General features: G+C 64.7%; 10 protein-coding genes. 5 read left to right on the top strand and 5 right to left on the bottom strand.

Annotated elements, in window-relative coordinates; genetic code table 11:
- Positions 1-5 precede the first annotated feature (5 nt).
- The 4 genes from B2P87_RS03715 to B2P87_RS03700 all read right to left on the bottom strand — a co-directional run bounded on the left by B2P87_RS03715 (position 6) and on the right by B2P87_RS03700 (position 7404).
- Positions 6-1184: an HlyD family type I secretion periplasmic adaptor subunit gene (locus B2P87_RS03715; RefSeq protein ID WP_141889629.1), complete on the bottom strand. Its 1179-nt coding sequence runs from the start codon at positions 1182-1184 to the stop codon at positions 6-8.
- Positions 1181-3517 carry an ATP-binding cassette domain-containing protein gene (locus B2P87_RS03710; RefSeq protein ID WP_141889630.1) on the bottom strand — a complete coding sequence of 779 codons (2337 nt, stop codon included), beginning with the start codon at positions 3515-3517 and terminating at the stop codon, positions 1181-1183. Before B2P87_RS03710 ends, B2P87_RS03715 begins: the two co-directional genes overlap by 4 nt.
- Positions 3514-4806: a TolC family protein gene (locus tag B2P87_RS03705; protein ID WP_141889631.1), complete on the bottom strand. Its 1293-nt coding sequence runs from the start codon at positions 4804-4806 to the stop codon at positions 3514-3516. The genes B2P87_RS03710 and B2P87_RS03705 overlap by 4 nt, the downstream gene beginning before the upstream one ends.
- 72 nt (positions 4807-4878) lie before the next feature.
- On the bottom strand, positions 4879-7404 hold the full coding sequence (locus B2P87_RS03700) for an Ig-like domain-containing protein (RefSeq protein ID WP_141889632.1): 2526 nt from the start codon (positions 7402-7404) through the stop codon (positions 4879-4881).
- Between the two features lie 722 nt (positions 7405-8126).
- Here B2P87_RS03700 and B2P87_RS03695 point away from each other — a divergent pair.
- The 3 genes from B2P87_RS03695 to B2P87_RS03685 are packed head-to-tail and all read left to right on the top strand — an operon-like array spanning position 8127 to position 12918.
- Positions 8127-10061: a PrkA family serine protein kinase gene (locus B2P87_RS03695; protein WP_058287728.1), complete on the top strand. Its 1935-nt coding sequence runs from the start codon at positions 8127-8129 to the stop codon at positions 10059-10061.
- A gap of 18 nt (positions 10062-10079) precedes the next feature.
- Positions 10080-11417: a YeaH/YhbH family protein gene (locus B2P87_RS03690; RefSeq protein ID WP_058287727.1), complete on the top strand. Its 1338-nt coding sequence runs from the start codon at positions 10080-10082 to the stop codon at positions 11415-11417.
- Positions 11404-12918: a SpoVR family protein gene (locus tag B2P87_RS03685; protein ID WP_058287726.1), complete on the top strand. Its 1515-nt coding sequence runs from the start codon at positions 11404-11406 to the stop codon at positions 12916-12918. Before B2P87_RS03690 ends, B2P87_RS03685 begins: the two co-directional genes overlap by 14 nt.
- A gap of 80 nt (positions 12919-12998) precedes the next feature.
- Here the strand turns inward: B2P87_RS03685 and B2P87_RS03680 are convergent, their stop codons facing one another.
- Positions 12999-14111: an S-(hydroxymethyl)glutathione dehydrogenase/class III alcohol dehydrogenase gene (locus B2P87_RS03680; protein ID WP_141892028.1), complete on the bottom strand. Its 1113-nt coding sequence runs from the start codon at positions 14109-14111 to the stop codon at positions 12999-13001.
- A 356-nt stretch (positions 14112-14467) separates the two neighbouring features.
- Here B2P87_RS03680 and B2P87_RS03675 point away from each other — a divergent pair, with 356 nt between their 5' ends.
- The gene (locus B2P87_RS03675) at positions 14468-16975 is read left to right on the top strand and encodes a heavy metal translocating P-type ATPase (RefSeq protein ID WP_141889633.1); all 2508 of its coding nucleotides are present in this window, start codon (positions 14468-14470) and stop codon (positions 16973-16975) included.
- Positions 16972-17361 carry a Cu(I)-responsive transcriptional regulator gene (cueR, locus tag B2P87_RS03670; RefSeq protein WP_058287724.1) on the top strand — a complete coding sequence of 130 codons (390 nt, stop codon included), beginning with the start codon at positions 16972-16974 and terminating at the stop codon, positions 17359-17361. Before B2P87_RS03675 ends, cueR begins: the two co-directional genes overlap by 4 nt.
- Positions 17362-17416: the final 55 nt, after the last annotated feature.

Genomic DNA, 17416 nt, shown 5'->3' with positions numbered 1-17416 from the left:
CGGCATCAGGGCTCGCGCAGGGCCGCGCGGGACTTGTAGAGCGGTTTCAGCAGGTATTGCAAAACGGTTTTGGCGCCGGTCTGCAGCTCTGCCGTGGCCCGCATGCCGGGGCGGATCTCGATGGACTGCTGGCGTTCGGTGAAGCCGGATTTGTCGACCCGCACCGTTACCCGGTAATAAGGCTCGGCGCGCGGGTTGCGCTCATCCTCAAAGGTATCGGCTGAGACAAAATCCACCTTGCCGCGCAGCGAGCCGTAGATGGTATAGTCATACGCCGACAGCTTGATGGTGGCGTCCTGGCCGGGTTGCACGCTGGCAATATCTTCGGGCCTCACCCGGGCCTCGACAAACAGTTCCTCGCCCAGCGGGATGATCTCCAGAATTTCCTCGCCGGGGCGGATCACGCCGCCGATGGTGGTCACCGCCAGGCTGTTGACGATCCCGGCCATGGGGGAGGTGATGATGGTGCGGTTCAGCTGGTCCACCGCCAGCCGCTGCTCCTGCCGCAGCGTGGTGAGGTCGCGCAGCGTCTGCGAATACTCCTCCGCCTGCTCAAGCTCGGCTTGGGTGCCGATCTCGTTGTACTTGGCGCGGGCGTCGGTGGCGGCCTTGCGCGCCTTGTTCACCTCGATCAGCGCGACGATCTTCTGCTTGTAGAGCTGCTCCATATTGGCCAGCTCGCCGTTCAGCTGATCCATGATCTGCCGGGCGCTGTCGCGGCGGCTGGTGAAGTCGGTCTGGCGGGCGGTCAGCAGGCCGCGTTCGGAGGCCAGAATGCCGGGCGATCGCTGCGCCAGCATTTCCGGCACGGAGAACTCAAAGGCGCCTTTCATCTGCGCCTCCAGCCGGAAGCGCTTGATTTCCAGCGCGTCGATCTGGTTCTGCAGTTCGTCGGCGGCGGCGCGGAACTTGGTGTCCTGCAGCTTGGCCAGCACCTGGCCGGCGGTGACGATATCGCCCTGGCGCACATGCAGCTCCGCCAGGATCCCGCCCTCAAGGTTCTGCACGATCTGCGCCCGGGAGGAGGAGACCACCTGGCCCTCGCCGCGGACAATCTCGTCGATGGAGGCGAAGGCCGCCCAGATCAGGAAGGTCAGAACGGCAGCCAGCGCCAGATAGATGATACGGCTGGCGCTGCGCGGCGTTTCTGCGTTGCCGTAAGGATCGTGCAGGGCCATCGTCATTTGCCTTCTCCAGCGGCCAGATGCGCCAGAACCTGGTCGCGCGGGCCGTCCACCACCATCCGGCCCGATTGCAGGATCAGGGTGCGGTTGGTCAGGGACAGGATCGGCATCCGGTGGGTGGCGATCACCGCGGTGCGGCCGTCCAGCCAGCTTTCCAGGCGGCTGACCAGGGTGCGCTCCAGCGTCTGGTCCAGCGCTGCGGTGGGTTCATCCAGCAGCACGACCGAGGGGTTTTGCAGCCACAGCCGCGCCCAGCCGATCGACTGGCGCTGGCCGATCGAGAGGCCATGGCCGCCGTCGCTGATCTCCAGATCCAGGCCTTTATGGTGGTTGCGCACATGGGCGCCGAGGCCTGCAAACTCCAGCGCTTCCATCAGGCGGTCGTCGTCGCGTTCCAGCTGGTTGAGGTTCAGGTTGTCGCGCAGGGAGCCGGCAAACAGCCGCACGTCCTGGCTGAGGTAGCCGATATTCGCGCGCAGGTCGCGCGGGTCGATCTGCGCCATGTCAGTACCGTCCAGCAGGATGCGCCCGCGGTCCGGCGCATAAAGGCCCGACAGCAGTTTCAGCAGGGTGGACTTGCCTGACCCGTTCACGCCCAGAACCGCAATCCGCTGGCCCGGGGTGATCGCAACCCCCTGCACATCCACAGTCGGAGCAGCGTCGTCGTCATAGCGGAACAGGATCTCGCGCAGCTCGAACCGGCCGTCGATCTTCTGGCGGCGCAGATAGGTGCGTTCCTGTTCCTTTTCCTGCGGTGCCTGGGCGATGGCGTCCAGCCCTTCCAGCGCCGCCTTGACGTTGCTCCAGCGCGCCAGCGTGGCGGCGAACTGGGTCAGCGGCGCCAGCGTCCGGCTGGTCAGGATGCCGGTGGCGATGATGGTGCCGACGGTGAATTCACCGGCAAAGACCAAGAGCGTGCCGAGCACCACCGCGGTGATATAGGTCGCCTGCTGCACCCCTTGCGACCAGTAGGTGAGGGCGCTGGACAGCTTGCGCTGTTCGGTCGCGGAATGCGACGACAGCGTGTTCAGCTCATCCCACAGCCGCAGCACGCGCTCCTCGCCGCGCTGGGTCTTCACGGTGTCCAGCTCGGTCACCACCTCATGCAGCAGCCGCCCGGCCTTGGCGTTGGCGCCTTGGGTCTGGCGGGTCAGCGCGATCATCTTCTTCTGCATGAAGTAGGCAGGCAGCAGCATCAGGATGCCGCCCGCGACGATCACCCAGACGACCGGCCCGGCGATGGAGGCGACCAGCAGCAGGAACACCGCGATAAACGGAATATCGGCCAGCGTGGAGATGGTGGAGGACGTGAAGAACTCCCGCACCGAGCTGAAGTCCCGCATCGCGGCAAACAGGCCCGAAGGCGGCAGCGGCTTCTTGTCAGAGCGCATGCCGATCAGGCGGCGCATCAGGTTGTGCTGCACCGACAGCTCGATCTGGCGGCCCGCCGCATCGGTCAGCCGCGCGCGGGCGAGCTTCAGCATCGCCTCCAGCGCAATCGCGAGGAAGGCGCCAACCGCCAGCACCCACAGGGTGGCGTGCGACTGGTGCGGCACCACCCGGTCATAGACCTGAAGGGAGAACAGCGCGACAGAGACAGCCAGGATATTGGCGACCAGCGACCCCAGCATGATCTCGCCCACCTGGCGGCGGTACTTCGGGAACTCGCTCCAGAACCAGTGGCCCGGGTCGATCTGCGGCGTGTGCCGTGCGGCCATCTGCTTGAGCGAGGGACGGGCCGACAGCACGGTGCCGGTGAAATAGGGGCTGAATTCGTCCAGCGGCACCTCGGTGCGGTTGTCCGCGCAGGAGGTGTCGTAAATCGTCAGCGCATCGTCCGCCTGGCTCAGCACCAGCACGCACTGGCCGCCGGACATGATCGCCAGCGCAGGCCACAGGGCAGGGGCAAGGAGCTGCTTTTCCAGGATTTTCGGCTGCAGTCCGGAGGCCTGCACTGCCTTGGCCAGCGTGTGCAGCGACAGATCGCCCGGCGTTTCCTTCCACAGGAAGGCGGCAACGTCGCTGATCGGCACGTCGCTGCCCTTGAGGGCGGCCAGGGTGGCAATCAGGCTGGCACGGTGCTGGATGCGGGCCGCAGCGCCTTCCAGCAGCGAGCCGACTTCAGGCAGGGCGTCCTGCGGCTGAGGTTTGGGCCGGTTGTCCGTGCGCGGCTTGAGCTGCGCCTTGGGGCCGGGCGCCGGGGCGGGGGTGTTGGCAGGCTGAATCCCGCCTTGCGGCGCAGCCTTCGGGCTGGAAACGGGCACAGCCCGCAGCACCGGCTTGTTGCCGGAGGCGGGCAGGGGACCGGGGGGCTTTTGTGTCGTATCCGTCAAATCTTGTCCCCATCGGCCAAAAGGCCCAGGTCGCGTGCCAGCTGCAGCTGGATCAGCACCACCTCATATTTTGCGTCGATAAAGGCCTGCTCGCGGCGCACCAGCTCCTCATAGACCTGGATTACCTCCATCACCGGGCGCTGGCCCGCTTCGAACTGCTTCAGGAACAGCTCATAGGTCTCGCGGCTGCGGCGCACTAGTGCGGCGGTCTCGCCCTCCTGCCGCTGATAGGAGGCGATCTGCTGGATCTGGCGGCTGTAAGTGCGGCGCGCGGCTTCTTCCGCTTCTCCGATCTGGCGCCTGGCGGCCTCCTTGGAAGCTTCCAGCGCCTGAAGCGCCGCAGGGGTGCCCAGGCCCAGCGGCTGGCCGGTGCCCATGGTCAGCCCGGCGCCGGAGCCGTCTGTTGTCACGTTGCCCGCGGCTGAGATCTGCGGCAGCAGCCCTGCGCGGCCGGATTTGGCCTGTGCAATGGTGCGGTCCGCTTCGGCGCTGGCCCGAAGCACGGACAGGAACTGCACCTGCTCCGGTGGCGTGCCGATGTCCAGATGCGCGGGCTTTTGCGGGAAGGACTGGCCGGTCATCGCCTGCAGCTCCGCGCGGGCGGTGGCGGCAGCGTCGCGGGCGGTGGCCGTGGCGGTGCGGATGCCGCTGATCTTGCTGTCCACCACATTCAGATCGGCGCGGTCCGACACGCCGCCATCCACACGGCCCTGCACGATCCGGCGGAAGTCCTGCATCCGGCGCAGCGCCCGGTCGCCATAGGCTGCCTTTTCGTCGCCGCGCAGCGCGGCAGCATAAAGGCCGACGGCGGTCTCGACCCGGCCGTTCATGTCTTCAGAAAGGCTGACCGCGGCGACCTCGACGTCGGCGGCAGCAAAGGCCCGTTCGGCCTTGCGGCGGCCGTTGTCAAACAGCACCTGCTCGATCAGCAGCCCCGCCACCAGATCGCCCAGGTCGGTCAGGCTGACCGAAGGCCCCAGCGTCGGCAGCCAGTTCTTGGAGGCCGCTTCGGCCCGCAGCTTGGCGCTGATCAGCTCAGCCTCGGCGGCGCGGGAGGAGGCGGCGATGGCAGCCGCGGCAACCTGCCCGTAGGCGCTGTCCCCGGCCAGCAGCGAGCGCCGGTCCATCAATTGCCGGATCACCTCCGAGGACGCCTCGCCGGGTTGCGCGAAATTGCTGCGCGGGGCTGTGCCGGCCGCGGTTTCCGGGCCGCCGGACAGCGGTGACCGGGCGCAGGCCGACAGGCTGCACATCACTGCGATGGCGCAAAGAAAGCGTCCCGGTTGCATCCTGCCCCTTGCCCTTGTGTCCAAGGCTTTTGGTGTGTTGGGCCCGGCGGAAGGCGCCGCCGGACCGGCCGTTCAGATCACGGTGTTGACGTCTTCGTCGACGATCAGCGTGGTGCCGTCATCGCCAATGGTGTAGACGTTGTAGGCCTCGCCATCGATGGTCTTGGTGCCCGATTGGGTTGCGCCGGTGATGGTGAGCGTGTCATCCGAGCCGCCATGCACGATCACGGTATCGGAGTTGCCGGACAGCGCGTTGATGTCCGCTTCGGTCAGGGTCAGGTCGACGCCGTCGGCATGCACCAGGTTCAGCTCGTCAATGTTGAATTGCGACAGGCCCGCGTGGTCCAGCACGGTTGCGTCCGCGCCGTCTTCAAGCACGACCATCGTGCCGGAGCTGTTGCCCGCATCATCGACGCGGTTGACCACCAGATGCGAGCCGTCCGGCACATCCGCGTCGAAGCTGAACAGGGTCTGCCCGGCGCCAAGGGCGGTTTCAGTGCCGGTGACGTCGGCGACGCCGCCGCCGCTGGTCAGCTCATGCGCCGTGTCGCCGGAATCGAAATTCTCGCTGAAGAAGCCGCTGACACCGGCTCCGGTGCTGATGACGCTGCCGACGTCCGGCGCGTCATACTCGGTGTCGATGCCGAAGGATTCAGTCAGGGTTTGCGTGTTGCCCGCCGCGTCGGTCGCAGTGATCTCAGCGGTGGCGGTGGTGTTGCCCTCGGGCAGGTCATCGGCGTCGAAGGCGGCGCTCCAGTTGCCATCGGCATCCACGGTTGCAGCCCGGGTCACACCGCCGATGGTCACCTCGACGCTGGAGCCGGTCTCGACCGTGCCGGTCATGGTCAGGCCCGCGGCGCGCTCCGCGACATTCAGCACATCGTCATCGGTCTGGCTGCTGTCCGCGGTGAAGGGCGTTACTTCGGTGTCGATGGTCAGCGTGTCACTGATTGCCGAGGTGTTGCCTGCGGCATCGGTGGCGGTGACGGTGATGTCCGCCTCATAGCTGCCCTGGGCAATGTCGGAGGCGGCAAAATCCACGCTCCAGTTGCCGTCGGCATCAACCGTCGCGGTTTCGGTGGCGCTGCCCAGCTGCACGACAACGGTCGAGCCCGGCTCCACGGTGCCGGTGAGGGTCACACCGTCGCTGTGCTCGGTATTGTTGACGACGTTGTCGCCTTCGATGCTGCCGGCCTCCAGGGTCAGCGGGTCGACCAGCGTATCCACGCGCAGGTCGGCAGTCGCCGTCGCGGTGTTGCCGGCCGCGTCGGTCGAGGTCACGCTGACGGTGGTGTCGTATTCGCCGGCAGGCAGCGCGCCTGCTTCGAACTCCGCGGCCCAGTTGCCGTCCGCGTCCACCGTGGCGCTGCGGGTGATGCCCTCCACAGTGACGCTGACCGTGGCGCCCGGCTCGCCGGTGCCGGTCAGGGTCAGGCCTGCCGCGGCCTCAGAGCTGTTGACCAGATCGTCGCCGCCGGCCTGGCCGGGATCAATCGCCACCGCAGTTAAGGTATCGACGCGGATGGTGCCGGTGGTGCTGCCGGTGTTGCCGAAACTGTCGGTCGCCGTGACGGTGACTTCTGAATCGTATTCGCCTGCGACGATCTCCGATGCGGCGAAATCCGCGCTCCAGGTGCCGTCCTCTGCCGCGGTGACGGTGCGGGTGACACCTTGGAAGGTCACTTCGACAGTGGCGCCGGCTTCGGCGGTGCCGGTCAGGGTGACGCCATCGGCGGCTTCCGCCGCGTTGATCATGTCATCGCCGCCGGCCTGGCCCTCGTCCAGGGTCACATCGGCAACCGTGTCGATCACCACGGTGGGCCCGTCCAGATCGAACTCGGTGCCGTTCGGGTCAACCACATGAACGGTCGACTCGTAATTGCCGTCCGGCGGCAGGTCATCGACCGGGAAGGTCACGCCCCAGTTGCCGTCCTCATCGACAGTAGTCGTCTGGGTCGCGGTTCCGACGGTGACTGTGACCTCGGACCCCGGCGCCCCGGTACCGGTAATTTCAACTGCTGTGCTGGTGGAGCCCGAAACGGGGTAGGTGGCGTCCGGGTCATTCACCGTGGGCACGATGCCGCCGGTTCCGCCGCCGCCGCCATCTCCGCCGCCGCCGGCAATGGCGGCCGCGCCGACAACGCCTGCTGCGGCCCCTGCGGCGCCCAGGCCGCCGAACAGCGGCGCGGCCAGCGGCGCGACCACCGGCTCGATCCGGTCGACGTCCAGAAAGACCATCTCGTCGTAGGCGCTCCACTTGCCGGTCAGGTCGAGCGGCTCATAAGTGGCAAACAGCATGCCGCTGGATTTGTCCTCCAGCACCACCTCGATGAACTGGCCCTCGGAGCTGAGGAACAGGTTCTTGCCGCCGGTGGCATCGAAGGCGTAGTAGTTTTCCAGCACCAGTTCCTGACCGTTGGCCAGGGTAAGGTGCAGATCGCTGCCGCGGCGGGAATAGCTTTCGACGTCGGCCGGGCTGAGATTCAGCGAAATGTCCTTGGCCGAGGCGGCGTCGATGCGCGCCGGCGTGCCTTCGGAGAAATTCCCATGCTGTGTTGTGCCCGCCATATTGCGGGTAATAAATGCAACCGTGCTCATTGTTCTACCGCTCAATCTGTACGCCGCGGCGCCGTGAATAAGGCGCCCTTTGCGTGGTTCCGTTGCCTGTAGTTTCGCCCATCGGCCGTCTTTTGCGGCCATTTTGAGGCCATACTGAGACGATTTTTTGCAGCCTGTCCAGTATCTAGGCTCCGTTGCTGCGGCAAAAAAGGCGGCAACCGTGTCCTGTCTGCCGCAGATTTTTTAAGGTTTTCCATCTGGACGGGAGGGCGGGCGGTGCCTGCAGCCGGGGCAGCTCCGGTTGCGGCCTGCCCTGCAGTACAGCCATTCTGCCCCGGTTTCCCCCTTAAGGGAGAGCAATTGCTGCAGCAATCCCCCACGGGCGGAAGCGCGCCCGTAAACCCCTGAAATGCCGCGATGCAGAAGGGCTGCCGGAAAGCGGCGGTCGCTTCGATGTGATAAAAATTTCCCGCAAAAGATTCTGGCAATTAATTAAAAGTACACCACTTTCAGATAGGAAGAAGTTCGTAATTGGTGTAAGCTCGAGAGTAAGTAAAGACGACGCCGACAGCCCTGGTCACCGGGCGCAGGCCGCCGCCAAGAGCGGCCAGCCGGACGTATGACGCCAGCAGCGGCGCCGAGCAGAAATCAGAACTCAACACTGACGCGGACACCTATGCCCACGTGCTGGGCATCCTCTGTCCGCGTGCGAAGGAACGCCAGGAGGAACGGCGCCAGTTAACCAGGAGGCTTGATCCACGATGAAAGACATTGCCGAACTTTTTGCAGAGCAGTACGGCGAAACGCGCGAGCAGGAAATGCCGCTGCAGGAGTATTTGAATGCCTGCCGCGACGATCCAAGCCTGTACGCGAACGTCGCCGAGAGGATGCTGAAGGCAATTGGCGAAGAGGAACTGGTAGACACGTCCAAGGACTCGCGTCTCGGGCCGATCTTTCAGAACCGAACGATCAAGCGGTACAGCGCCTTCCACGACTTCTACGGCATGGAAGACACGATTGAGCGGATCGTCGGCTACTTCCGCCATGCCGCGCAAGGCTTGGAAGAGCGCAAGCAGATCCTTTACCTGCTGGGGCCGGTCGGCGGCGGCAAATCCTCGCTGGCGGAACGCCTGAAGCGGCTGATGGAAGACCAGCCGATCTATGTGCTGAAGGCCGGCAATCAGATCTCGCCGATTTTCGAAAGCCCGCTGGGCCTGTTCGATCCGGTCCGCATGGGCAAGGTGCTGGAGGAAGAATACGGCATTGCCCAGCACCGGCTGCCGGGGCTGATGTCGCCTTGGGCGGTGCAGCGGCTGGATGAATTCGACGGCGATATCAACAAGTTCTCGGTTGTGCGCCTGCACCCGTCGCGGCTGCGCCGGATCTGCGTGGCCAAGGTGGAGCCGGGCGATGAAAACAACCAGGACATCTCGACCCTGGTCGGCAAGGTCGACATCCGCCAGCTGGAGCATTTCAGCCAGGACAATCCGGATGCCTACAGCTTCTCCGGCGGCCTGAACCGGGCGACCCAGGGCATCCTGGAATTCGTCGAGATGTTCAAGGCGCCGATCAAGATGCTGCACCCGCTGCTGACGGCGACCCAGGAAGGCAATTACATGGGCACCGAAAGCTTCGGCGCCATCCCCTTCAGCGGCCTGATCCTGGCGCACTCGAATGAGAGCGAATGGCAGTCCTTCAAGAACAACAAGAACAACGAGGCCTTCATCGACCGGGTGTCGATCGTCAAGGTGCCGTACTGCCTGCGGGTCTCGGACGAAACCTCGATCTATGAAAAGCTGATCGAGAACAGCGAGCTGCGCAACGCGCCCTGCGCGCCGGAGACGCTGAAGATCCTCAGCCGCTTCTCGGTGCTGACCCGCCTGAAGCCGCATGAGAACTCCAATCTTTACTCGAAAATGCGCGTCTATGACGGCGAAAGCCTGAAGGACACCGATCCCAAGGCCAAGACGGTGCAGGAATACCAGGACCGGGCCGGCGTCGACGAGGGCATGAACGGCATCTCCACACGCTTTGCCTTCAAGGTGCTGTCGACCACCTTCAACTTCGACACCAACGAGGTAGCGGCGGACCCGGTGCATCTGATGTATGTGCTGGAGCAGATGATCAAGCGCGAGCAGTTCCCGCAAGAGACGGAGCAGAAGTATCTTGAGTTCATCAAGACCGAGCTGGCGCCCCGCTATGAGGAGTTCATCGGCAACGAAATCCAGAAGGCGTACCTCGAAAGTTATACCGAATACGGCCAGAACGTCTTTGACCGCTACATCGCCTATGCCGATGCCTGGATCGAAGAGCAGGACTACAAGGATCCGGATACCGGCCAGCTTTACAACCGCGAGGTGCTGGATGCGGAGCTGAGCAAGATCGAGAAGCCGGTCGGCATCGCCAATCCCAAGGACTTCCGCAACGAGGTGGTCAAGTTCGCGCTGCGCCACCGCGCCAATACCGGCTCGAACCCGGCCTGGAACTCCTATGAGAAGCTGCGCGACGTGATCGAGAAGCACATGTTCAGCCAGGTCGAGGAACTGCTGCCGGTGATCTCCTTTGGGTCCAAGAAAGACAGCAAAACCGAGAGCAAGCACCAGGAGTTCGTCGAGCGGATGCGCGGCCACGGCTACACCGACCGCCAGGTCCGGCGCCTGGTCGAATGGTACATGCGCGTCAACAAGGCGGGCTAAAGAGGAGCGCTGTGCAACATGCATCATTTCATCGACAGGCGCGCCAATCCGAAGGGCAAGAGCCTCGGGAACCGCCAGCGGTTCCTGCGGCGGGCCCGAGAGAATATTAAGGAGCGTGTCGACCAGTCGGTCCGCGGGAAGTCGATCCAAAGCGGAAGCGGTGTCCCGGACGGCGGCGAAAAGGTCACAATCCCGTCGAGGGGGCTGAAGGAGCCGCGGTTCTTCCATTCCTCCAAGGGCGGCCTGCGCCGCCACGTGCTGCCCGGCAACAAGGATTTTGTTGTCGGCGACACCATCAAACGGCCGCAAGGCGGCGCCGGGCAGGGCGGCCGCAAGGCCTCTGAGGAGGGCGATGGCGAGGACGAGTTTTCCTTCACCCTGACTCAGGAGGAATATCTGGAAATCCTGTTCGAAGGGCTGGAGCTGCCGGACCTTGTGGAAAAGGCCACGGTGGAAACCGAGACCATCGGAACCCGCCGCGCCGGCCTGACAACTGCCGGGACTCCCAACAACCTCAACCTGGTGCGCACCATGCGCAACTCTCTGGGCCGCCGGATCGCCTTGCAGCGTCCCACCACCAAGTCCCAGCGCGACCTGGAGGAGCAGATCGCCGAACTGGAGGCGCTGGACGACCGCACACCGCCGCAGGAAGACTTCCTGGAGGCGTTGCGGAAAAAGCTCGACGGCATCATCCGCAAACGCAAGGTGGTCGGCTATATCGACCCGCTGGACCTGCGGTACGACACCTTTGTCCCGGAAAAGATCCGCAACTCCCGCGCCGTGGTGTTTTGCCTGATGGATGTCTCCGGCTCCATGCAGGAGCGCGAGAAGGACTTGGCGAAACGCTTCTTCCTGCTGCTGCACCTGTTTCTGGAACGCTGCTATGAGCACACAGAGCTGGTCTTTGTGCGCCATACCCACCACGCCCAGGAAGTGGATGAGGAGACCTTCTTCTATGCCCGCGAAACCGGCGGCACCATTGTCTCCACCGCGCTGGAGAAGATGAAGGAGATCATCGAGGAGCGCTATCCGCCGGATGAATGGAACATCTACGGCGCCCAGGCCTCGGACGGGGAAAACTTCGGCAATGACTCGGTCAGGTGCAAGAAGCTGCTGCTGAACGACCTGCTGCCGGTCAGCCAGTTCTATGCCTATGTGGAAATCGTCGATGAGGCGGCGGAGATGCTGCTGAACAACCCCGAAGCAGGCGAAGACCTGTGGCAGAACTACCGCGAGGTGAAGGCGCAGGCGCAGCATTTCGAGATGCAGCGGGTTTCGCAGCCGGGCCATATCTATCCGATTTTCCGGGAGTTCTTCCTCCCCAAGGTTAAGGGAGCGCAGTATGCAGGCAGCTGAAACGGCGCGCACGCCGCTGTTCGACGGGCCGGAATGGACTTTCGAGCTGATGGAGAAGGCGCGCGACGCAATCGAGCAGATCGCGCTCGAAGACCTCGGGCTGGATGTCTATCCCAACCAGATCGAAATCATCTCAGCCGAGCAGATGCTGGACGCCTATTCCTGCGTCGGCCTGCCGCTGATGTATCAGCACTGGTCCTTCGGCAAGCATTTCGCCCGCGACGAGGCGCTGTACCGGACCGGCCGCCAGGGCCTGGCCTATGAGATCGTGATCAATTCGAACCCCTGCATCAGCTACAACATGGAAGAAAACACCATGGCGATGCAGACCCTGGTGATGGCGCATGCGGCGTTCGGCCATAACCATTTCTTCAAGAACAACTACCTGTTCCAGCAATGGACCGATGCCGCGGGCATTCACGACTATCTGGCCTTTGCCAAGAACTACATCGCCGCCTGCGAGCAGCGTTACGGCCTCAGCGCGGTGGAGGAGGTGCTGGACGCCGCCCATGCGCTTCAGTCTCAGGGCGTGTTCCGCTATGGCCGCCCGCCCAAACCGACCAGCGAGGAGCTGGTCGCCATGCAGAAGGTGCGCGAGGGCTATGAAAGCAGCCAGAGCGTGCTGGATATCTGGACCGACTCCACTCTGGGCCGGGACAAGCTGGAACAGCCAGAGGACGCCTCCTTCAGCGCGCGCCGCAAGCAGATGAACCTGCCGCAGGAAAACCTGCTGTATTTCCTGGAGAAGCACAGCCCGAAGCTGGAGCCCTGGCAGTGCGAGATCCTGCGCATCGTGCGGATGCTGGCACAGTACCTTTATCCGCAGAAGCAGACCAAGGTGATGAACGAGGGCTGCGCGACCTTTGTGCATTACTACATCATCAACAAGCTTTATGAGCAGGGCCAGATCACCGAAGGCGCCTTTATGGAGATGCTGCACAGCCACACCAATGTGGTGATGCAGCCGGAGTACGACGATCCGCGCTATTCGGGCATCAACCCCTATGCGCTGGGTTTTGCGATGATGCAGGACATCCGCCGGATCTGCCAGAACCCGACCGACGAAGACCGTGAATGGTTCCCGGATTTTGCCGGCAACCCGGACTGGCGCGGTGTGCTGCGCGATGCCTGGGCGAATTACCGCGACGAAAGCTTCATCCAGCAGTTCCTGTCTCCGAACCTGATCCGCAAATTCAAGCTGTTCACGCTGACCAATGACGCGGATCTGCCCAATCTGGTTGTCAGCCAGATTCACAACCGGGCCGGCTATAAGGCGATCCGGCGCGATCTGGCCAAGCAGTATGACCTGGCCTATCTGGAACCGGACATTCAGGTGACGGACGCGGACCTGCGCGGCGACCGGGAGCTGAAACTGACCCACACCGTGCGCGACGGCATCCACCTGGATGAAGAGGAACAGGAAGAGGTGCTGAAGCACCTGCGCCGGCTTTGGGGCTACGGTGTCAGGCTGGATGCGGTGGAAACCGCAAGCGAACACTAATTGTCAGCTGACAACTTTTGCGCGAAAAAAACGCAGGCTCCCGGGCCTGCGTTTCATCTGTTTCACATCAATCCTGGGGATCAGAATTCGACCACGGCGCGGATCGACTTGCCCTCGTGCATCAGGTCAAAGCCTTCGTTGATCTGATCCAGAGTCAGCTTGTGGGTGATCATCGGGTCGATCTCGATCTTGCCGTCCATGTACCAGTCGACGATCTTCGGCACGTCGGTGCGCCCGGACGCGCCGCCGAAGGCGGTGCCTTTCCAGACCCGGCCGGTGACCAGCTGGAACGGGCGGGTCGAAATCTCGGCCCCTGCGGGCGCCACGCCGATGATGATGCTTTCTCCCCAGCCCTTGTGGGCGCATTCCAGCGCGGTGCGCATGACCTGCACGTTGCCGGTAGCGTCAAAGGTATAATCCGCGCCGCCGCCGGTCAGCTCGACCAGATGCGCCACCAGATCGCCTTCGACCTCAGCCGGGTTGACGAAATCGGTCATGCCGAATTTCGTGGCCATTTCGACCTTGCCCGGGTTCAGGTCGACGCCGACGATCTGGTCGGCACCGGCCAGCCGCAGGCCCTGGATCACGTTGAGGCCGATGCCGCCGAGGCCAAAGACCACCGCGCGCGAGCCGATTTCCACCTTGGCGGTGTTGATCACCGCGCCGATACCGGTGGTGACACCGCAGCCGATGTAGCAGACCTTGTCAAACGGCGCGTCCGCCCGGATTTTCGCCAGCGCGATTTCCGGCACCACGGTGTGGTTCGCAAAGGTCGAGCAGCCCATGTAGTGATGGATCGGGGTGCCATCCAGCATCGAGAAGCGGGTGGTGCCATCGGGCAGCAGGCCCTGGCCCTGGGTGGAGCGGATCGCCTGGCACAGGTTGGTTTTGGGGTTGAGGCAGTATTCGCACTCGCGGCATTCGGGCGTGTAAAGCGGGATCACGTGGTCGCCGGGCTTCAGGCTGGTCACGCCTTCGCCGACTTCGACCACGACGCCTGCGCCCTCATGGCCCAGGATCGCCGGGAAGATGCCTTCGGGGTCATCGCCCGACCGGGTGAATTCATCGGTGTGGCAGAGGCCGGTTGCCTTGATTTCCACCAGAACCTCACCCGCCTTGGGGCCTTCGAGGTTCACCTCCATGATTTCCAGCGGTTTGCCGGGGGCAACCGCAACGGCGGCGCGGGTTTTGATCATGTGACTGGTCCTTCGTCCATATTCTCCGGGGCCGGGCCGCCGCAGGGCGGGACCGGGGTGAATGCGTTGCCAGCAGCAGCACCGCGGGTCTGATTGCCTCAGCGTTACATTTGCAGGCCGGCGCACGCAAGCGCCGCCTCGGCACCCTATCAGTCCCGGCGTGCTGGGCTTGGCCCCGAATGCGACGGCTGAGCAGCGGTCCGCGCCATCGGTCAAGGAAGGCAAAACCTTCGTTTTCCAGCTGCTTGCCCGCAGGCTTCCAGTTTTGGGAAGGAATCTTGCCGCGGGGTCTTGACCTTCCCCTGACTGGAACCCTCATATGATCCAGCATAGGACAAAACCGCAGGTCTCCCATGTCAGAAAACACCCGTATATCACTGCAAATCACCAACCTGAGCTGCGCAGGCTGTGCCGGGCGTGCCGAACGTGCCCTGGCGGCCGTTGACGGGGTTGAGGCGGCTTCCGTGAACCTTGCAAACGCAACCGGCCAGGTTGAGGCCGCGCCGGAGGTGAAACTGGTTCAGCTGACGGATGCGCTGCAATCCGCAGGCTATCCGGCGGCTGAGTCCGAGGTGACCCTGGCGCTCAGCGGTATGACCTGCGCGTCCTGTGTGGGGCGGGTGGAGCGGGCGCTTCTGGCTGTGCCGGGCGTGCTGGAGGCGCGTGTGAACCTGGCCAGCGAAACCGCGCAGGTCCGGTTCCTGACCGGGGCGGTCCGCGCCGCGGACCTGGCCCGCACGGTGACAGAAGCGGGTTATCCGGCGCGGCTGAGCAGCGGCGCCCCGGATGAGGCGGAGCAAGCAAGCCAGCGCAAGGCGGATGAGATTGCCGCGCTGGGGCGGCAGGTGCTGATCGCGGCGGTGCTGACGCTGCCGGTCTTCCTGATCGAGATGGGCGGCCACATCATTCCGGCGCTGCATCATTGGGTGGCGGCCAATATCGGTATGCAAAACAGTTATTTGCTGCAATTTGCCCTGACCACCCTGGTGCTGGCAGGGCCGGGGCGGCAGTTCTACACCAAGGGTTTCCCGGCGCTGTTCCGGGGCGCGCCTGATATGAATGCGCTGGTGGCGCTGGGCACCTCTGCGGCTTACGGGTTTTCGGTTATCTCCACGTTTGCGCCCGGGCTGCTGCCGGCAGGCACCGCCAATGTTTATTACGAGGCCGCGGCGGTGATTGTGGTGCTGATCCTGACCGGGCGTTTCCTGGAAGCGCGCGCCAAGGGGCGCACCGGCGCCGCCATCCGCAAGCTGGCCGGGCTGCAGCCGAAAACCGCCATGGTTGTCGCCGCTGGCGAGGCGGTGGAGACGCCGGTGGAGGAGATCGGGGCAGGCGACCTGATCCGTGTCCGCCCGGGCGAACGCATCGCGGTTGACGGCGAGATTGTCTCGGGCAGCTCCTACATTGATGAAAGCATGATCAGCGGCGAGCCGGTGCCGGTGGCGAAAGCTCCGGGCGACGAGGTGACGGCGGGCACCATCAACGGCAATTCGGCACTGGAATTCCGCGCCACCCGCGTGGGCCGCGACACCGTTCTGGCGCAGATTATCCGCATGGTGGAGCAGGCGCAGGGCGCCAAGCTGCCGGTGCAGGGGATGGTCGACCGCATCACCCTGTGGTTCGTGCCCGCGGTGATTGCGGTTGCGGCGCTGACCGTGCTGGCCTGGTCGCTGTTCGGCCCGGCGCCGTCGCTGCCGCTGGCCCTGGTGGCCGGCGTCTCGGTGCTGATCATTGCCTGCCCCTGCGCGATGGGGCTGGCAACGCCGACGTCGATCATGGTGGGCATCGGGCGCGCGGCGCAGATGGGTGTTCTGTTCCGCAAGGGTGACGCGCTTCAGCGGTTGCAGGAAGTGCAGGTGGTGGCGCTCGACAAGACCGGCACCCTGACCGAGGGGCGCCCGTCGCTGACTGCGCTGGTCTGTGCCGAGGGCTTCAGCCGGGACGAGGTGCTGCGTCTGGCCGGCGCGGCGGAGGCGCAGTCGGAGCATCCCATCGCCCGCGCCATCACGGCAGCGGCAGGCAAGGGCCTGCCCAAGGCGGATGCTTTTGAGGCGATCCCGGGCTATGGCCTGCGGGCCCGGGCCGAGGGGCGCGAGGTGCTGGTGGGCGCTGCCCGGCTGATGGTCCGCGAAGGCATTGCGCTGGGCGCACTTGAGGCTGAGGGGCAGCGGCTGGCAGAGCGCGGCGAAACCCCGCTGTACGCAGCCATTGACGGGCGGGCGGCGGCGGTGATTGCGGTGGCCGATCCGGTCAAGCCGGGCACCCCTGCCGCGATCAAGGCGTTCCATGATCAGGGGCTGAAGGTGGCGATGATCACCGGCGATGCTGCGGCCACCGCGCAGGCGATTGCCGCGCAGCTGGGCATTGACGCGGTGAAGGCGGAATGCCTGCCGGCGGATAAGGTGACCGCAATTGCAGAGCTGCAGCAGGAGCACGGCACCCTGGCTTTCGTCGGCGACGGCATCAATGACGCGCCTGCGCTGGCCACGGCAGATGCGGGCATTGCCATCGGCACCGGCACCGACGTGGCGATCGAGGCCGCCGATGTGGTGCTGGTCTCCGGCGATCTGCGCGGGGTGGTGAATGCGCTGACGGTCAGCCGCGCCACCATGCGCAACATCCGCCAGAACCTGGTCTGGGCCTTTGGCTACAACGTGCTGCTGATCCCGGTGGCAGCCGGGGTGCTGTATCCCTTCGGCGGGCCGCTGCTGTCGCCTGCGCTGGCCGCGGGCGCGATGGCGCTGTCGAGCGTGTTTGTGCTGTCGAACGCGCTGCGCCTGCGCCGTCTGAAACCGGCGATAGAGGAGGGCCAAACTGCCCGCGCAGCAGCGGCTGCAGGCGGACAGGAGGCGCGCGCATGAACATCGGTGACGTGTCCAGCCGCTCCGGGCTGCCCGCCAAGACGATCCGCTATTACGAGGATATCGGCCTGATCAAACCGCACCGCAGCGCCAACGGCTACCGCTGCTTTGCCGAGACCGATCTGCACAAGCTGGCGTTTCTGGGCCGGGCCCGGGCGCTGGGCTTCACCATCGAGGACTGCCGCACCCTGATGGCGCTCTACGAGGACGAAAGCCGCGCCAGCGCCGATGTGAAACAGCTGGCGCTGGAGCATCTGGCCAAGATCGAGGAGAAGATCGCCGACTTGCAGGCCATGCGCGACACGCTGGGCGAACTGGTCAAAGGCTGCGCAGGTGACAGCCGCCCGGATTGCCCGATCCTCAAGGATCTGTCCGGCGAGGTTTGAGCAAGCCCGGCGGGGCGCTCCCGCGCCCGCGGCTGCCCTGACGGGCCGCCTGGCG

The sequence above is a fragment of the Leisingera sp. UBA4491 genome, from assembly GCF_002388965.1.
Taxonomy (GTDB): Bacteria; Pseudomonadota; Alphaproteobacteria; order Rhodobacterales; family Rhodobacteraceae; genus Leisingera; species Leisingera aquaemixtae.
Note: the sequence above shows the minus strand (reverse complement) of the source record. Positions and strands in the feature narration are given on the sequence as shown.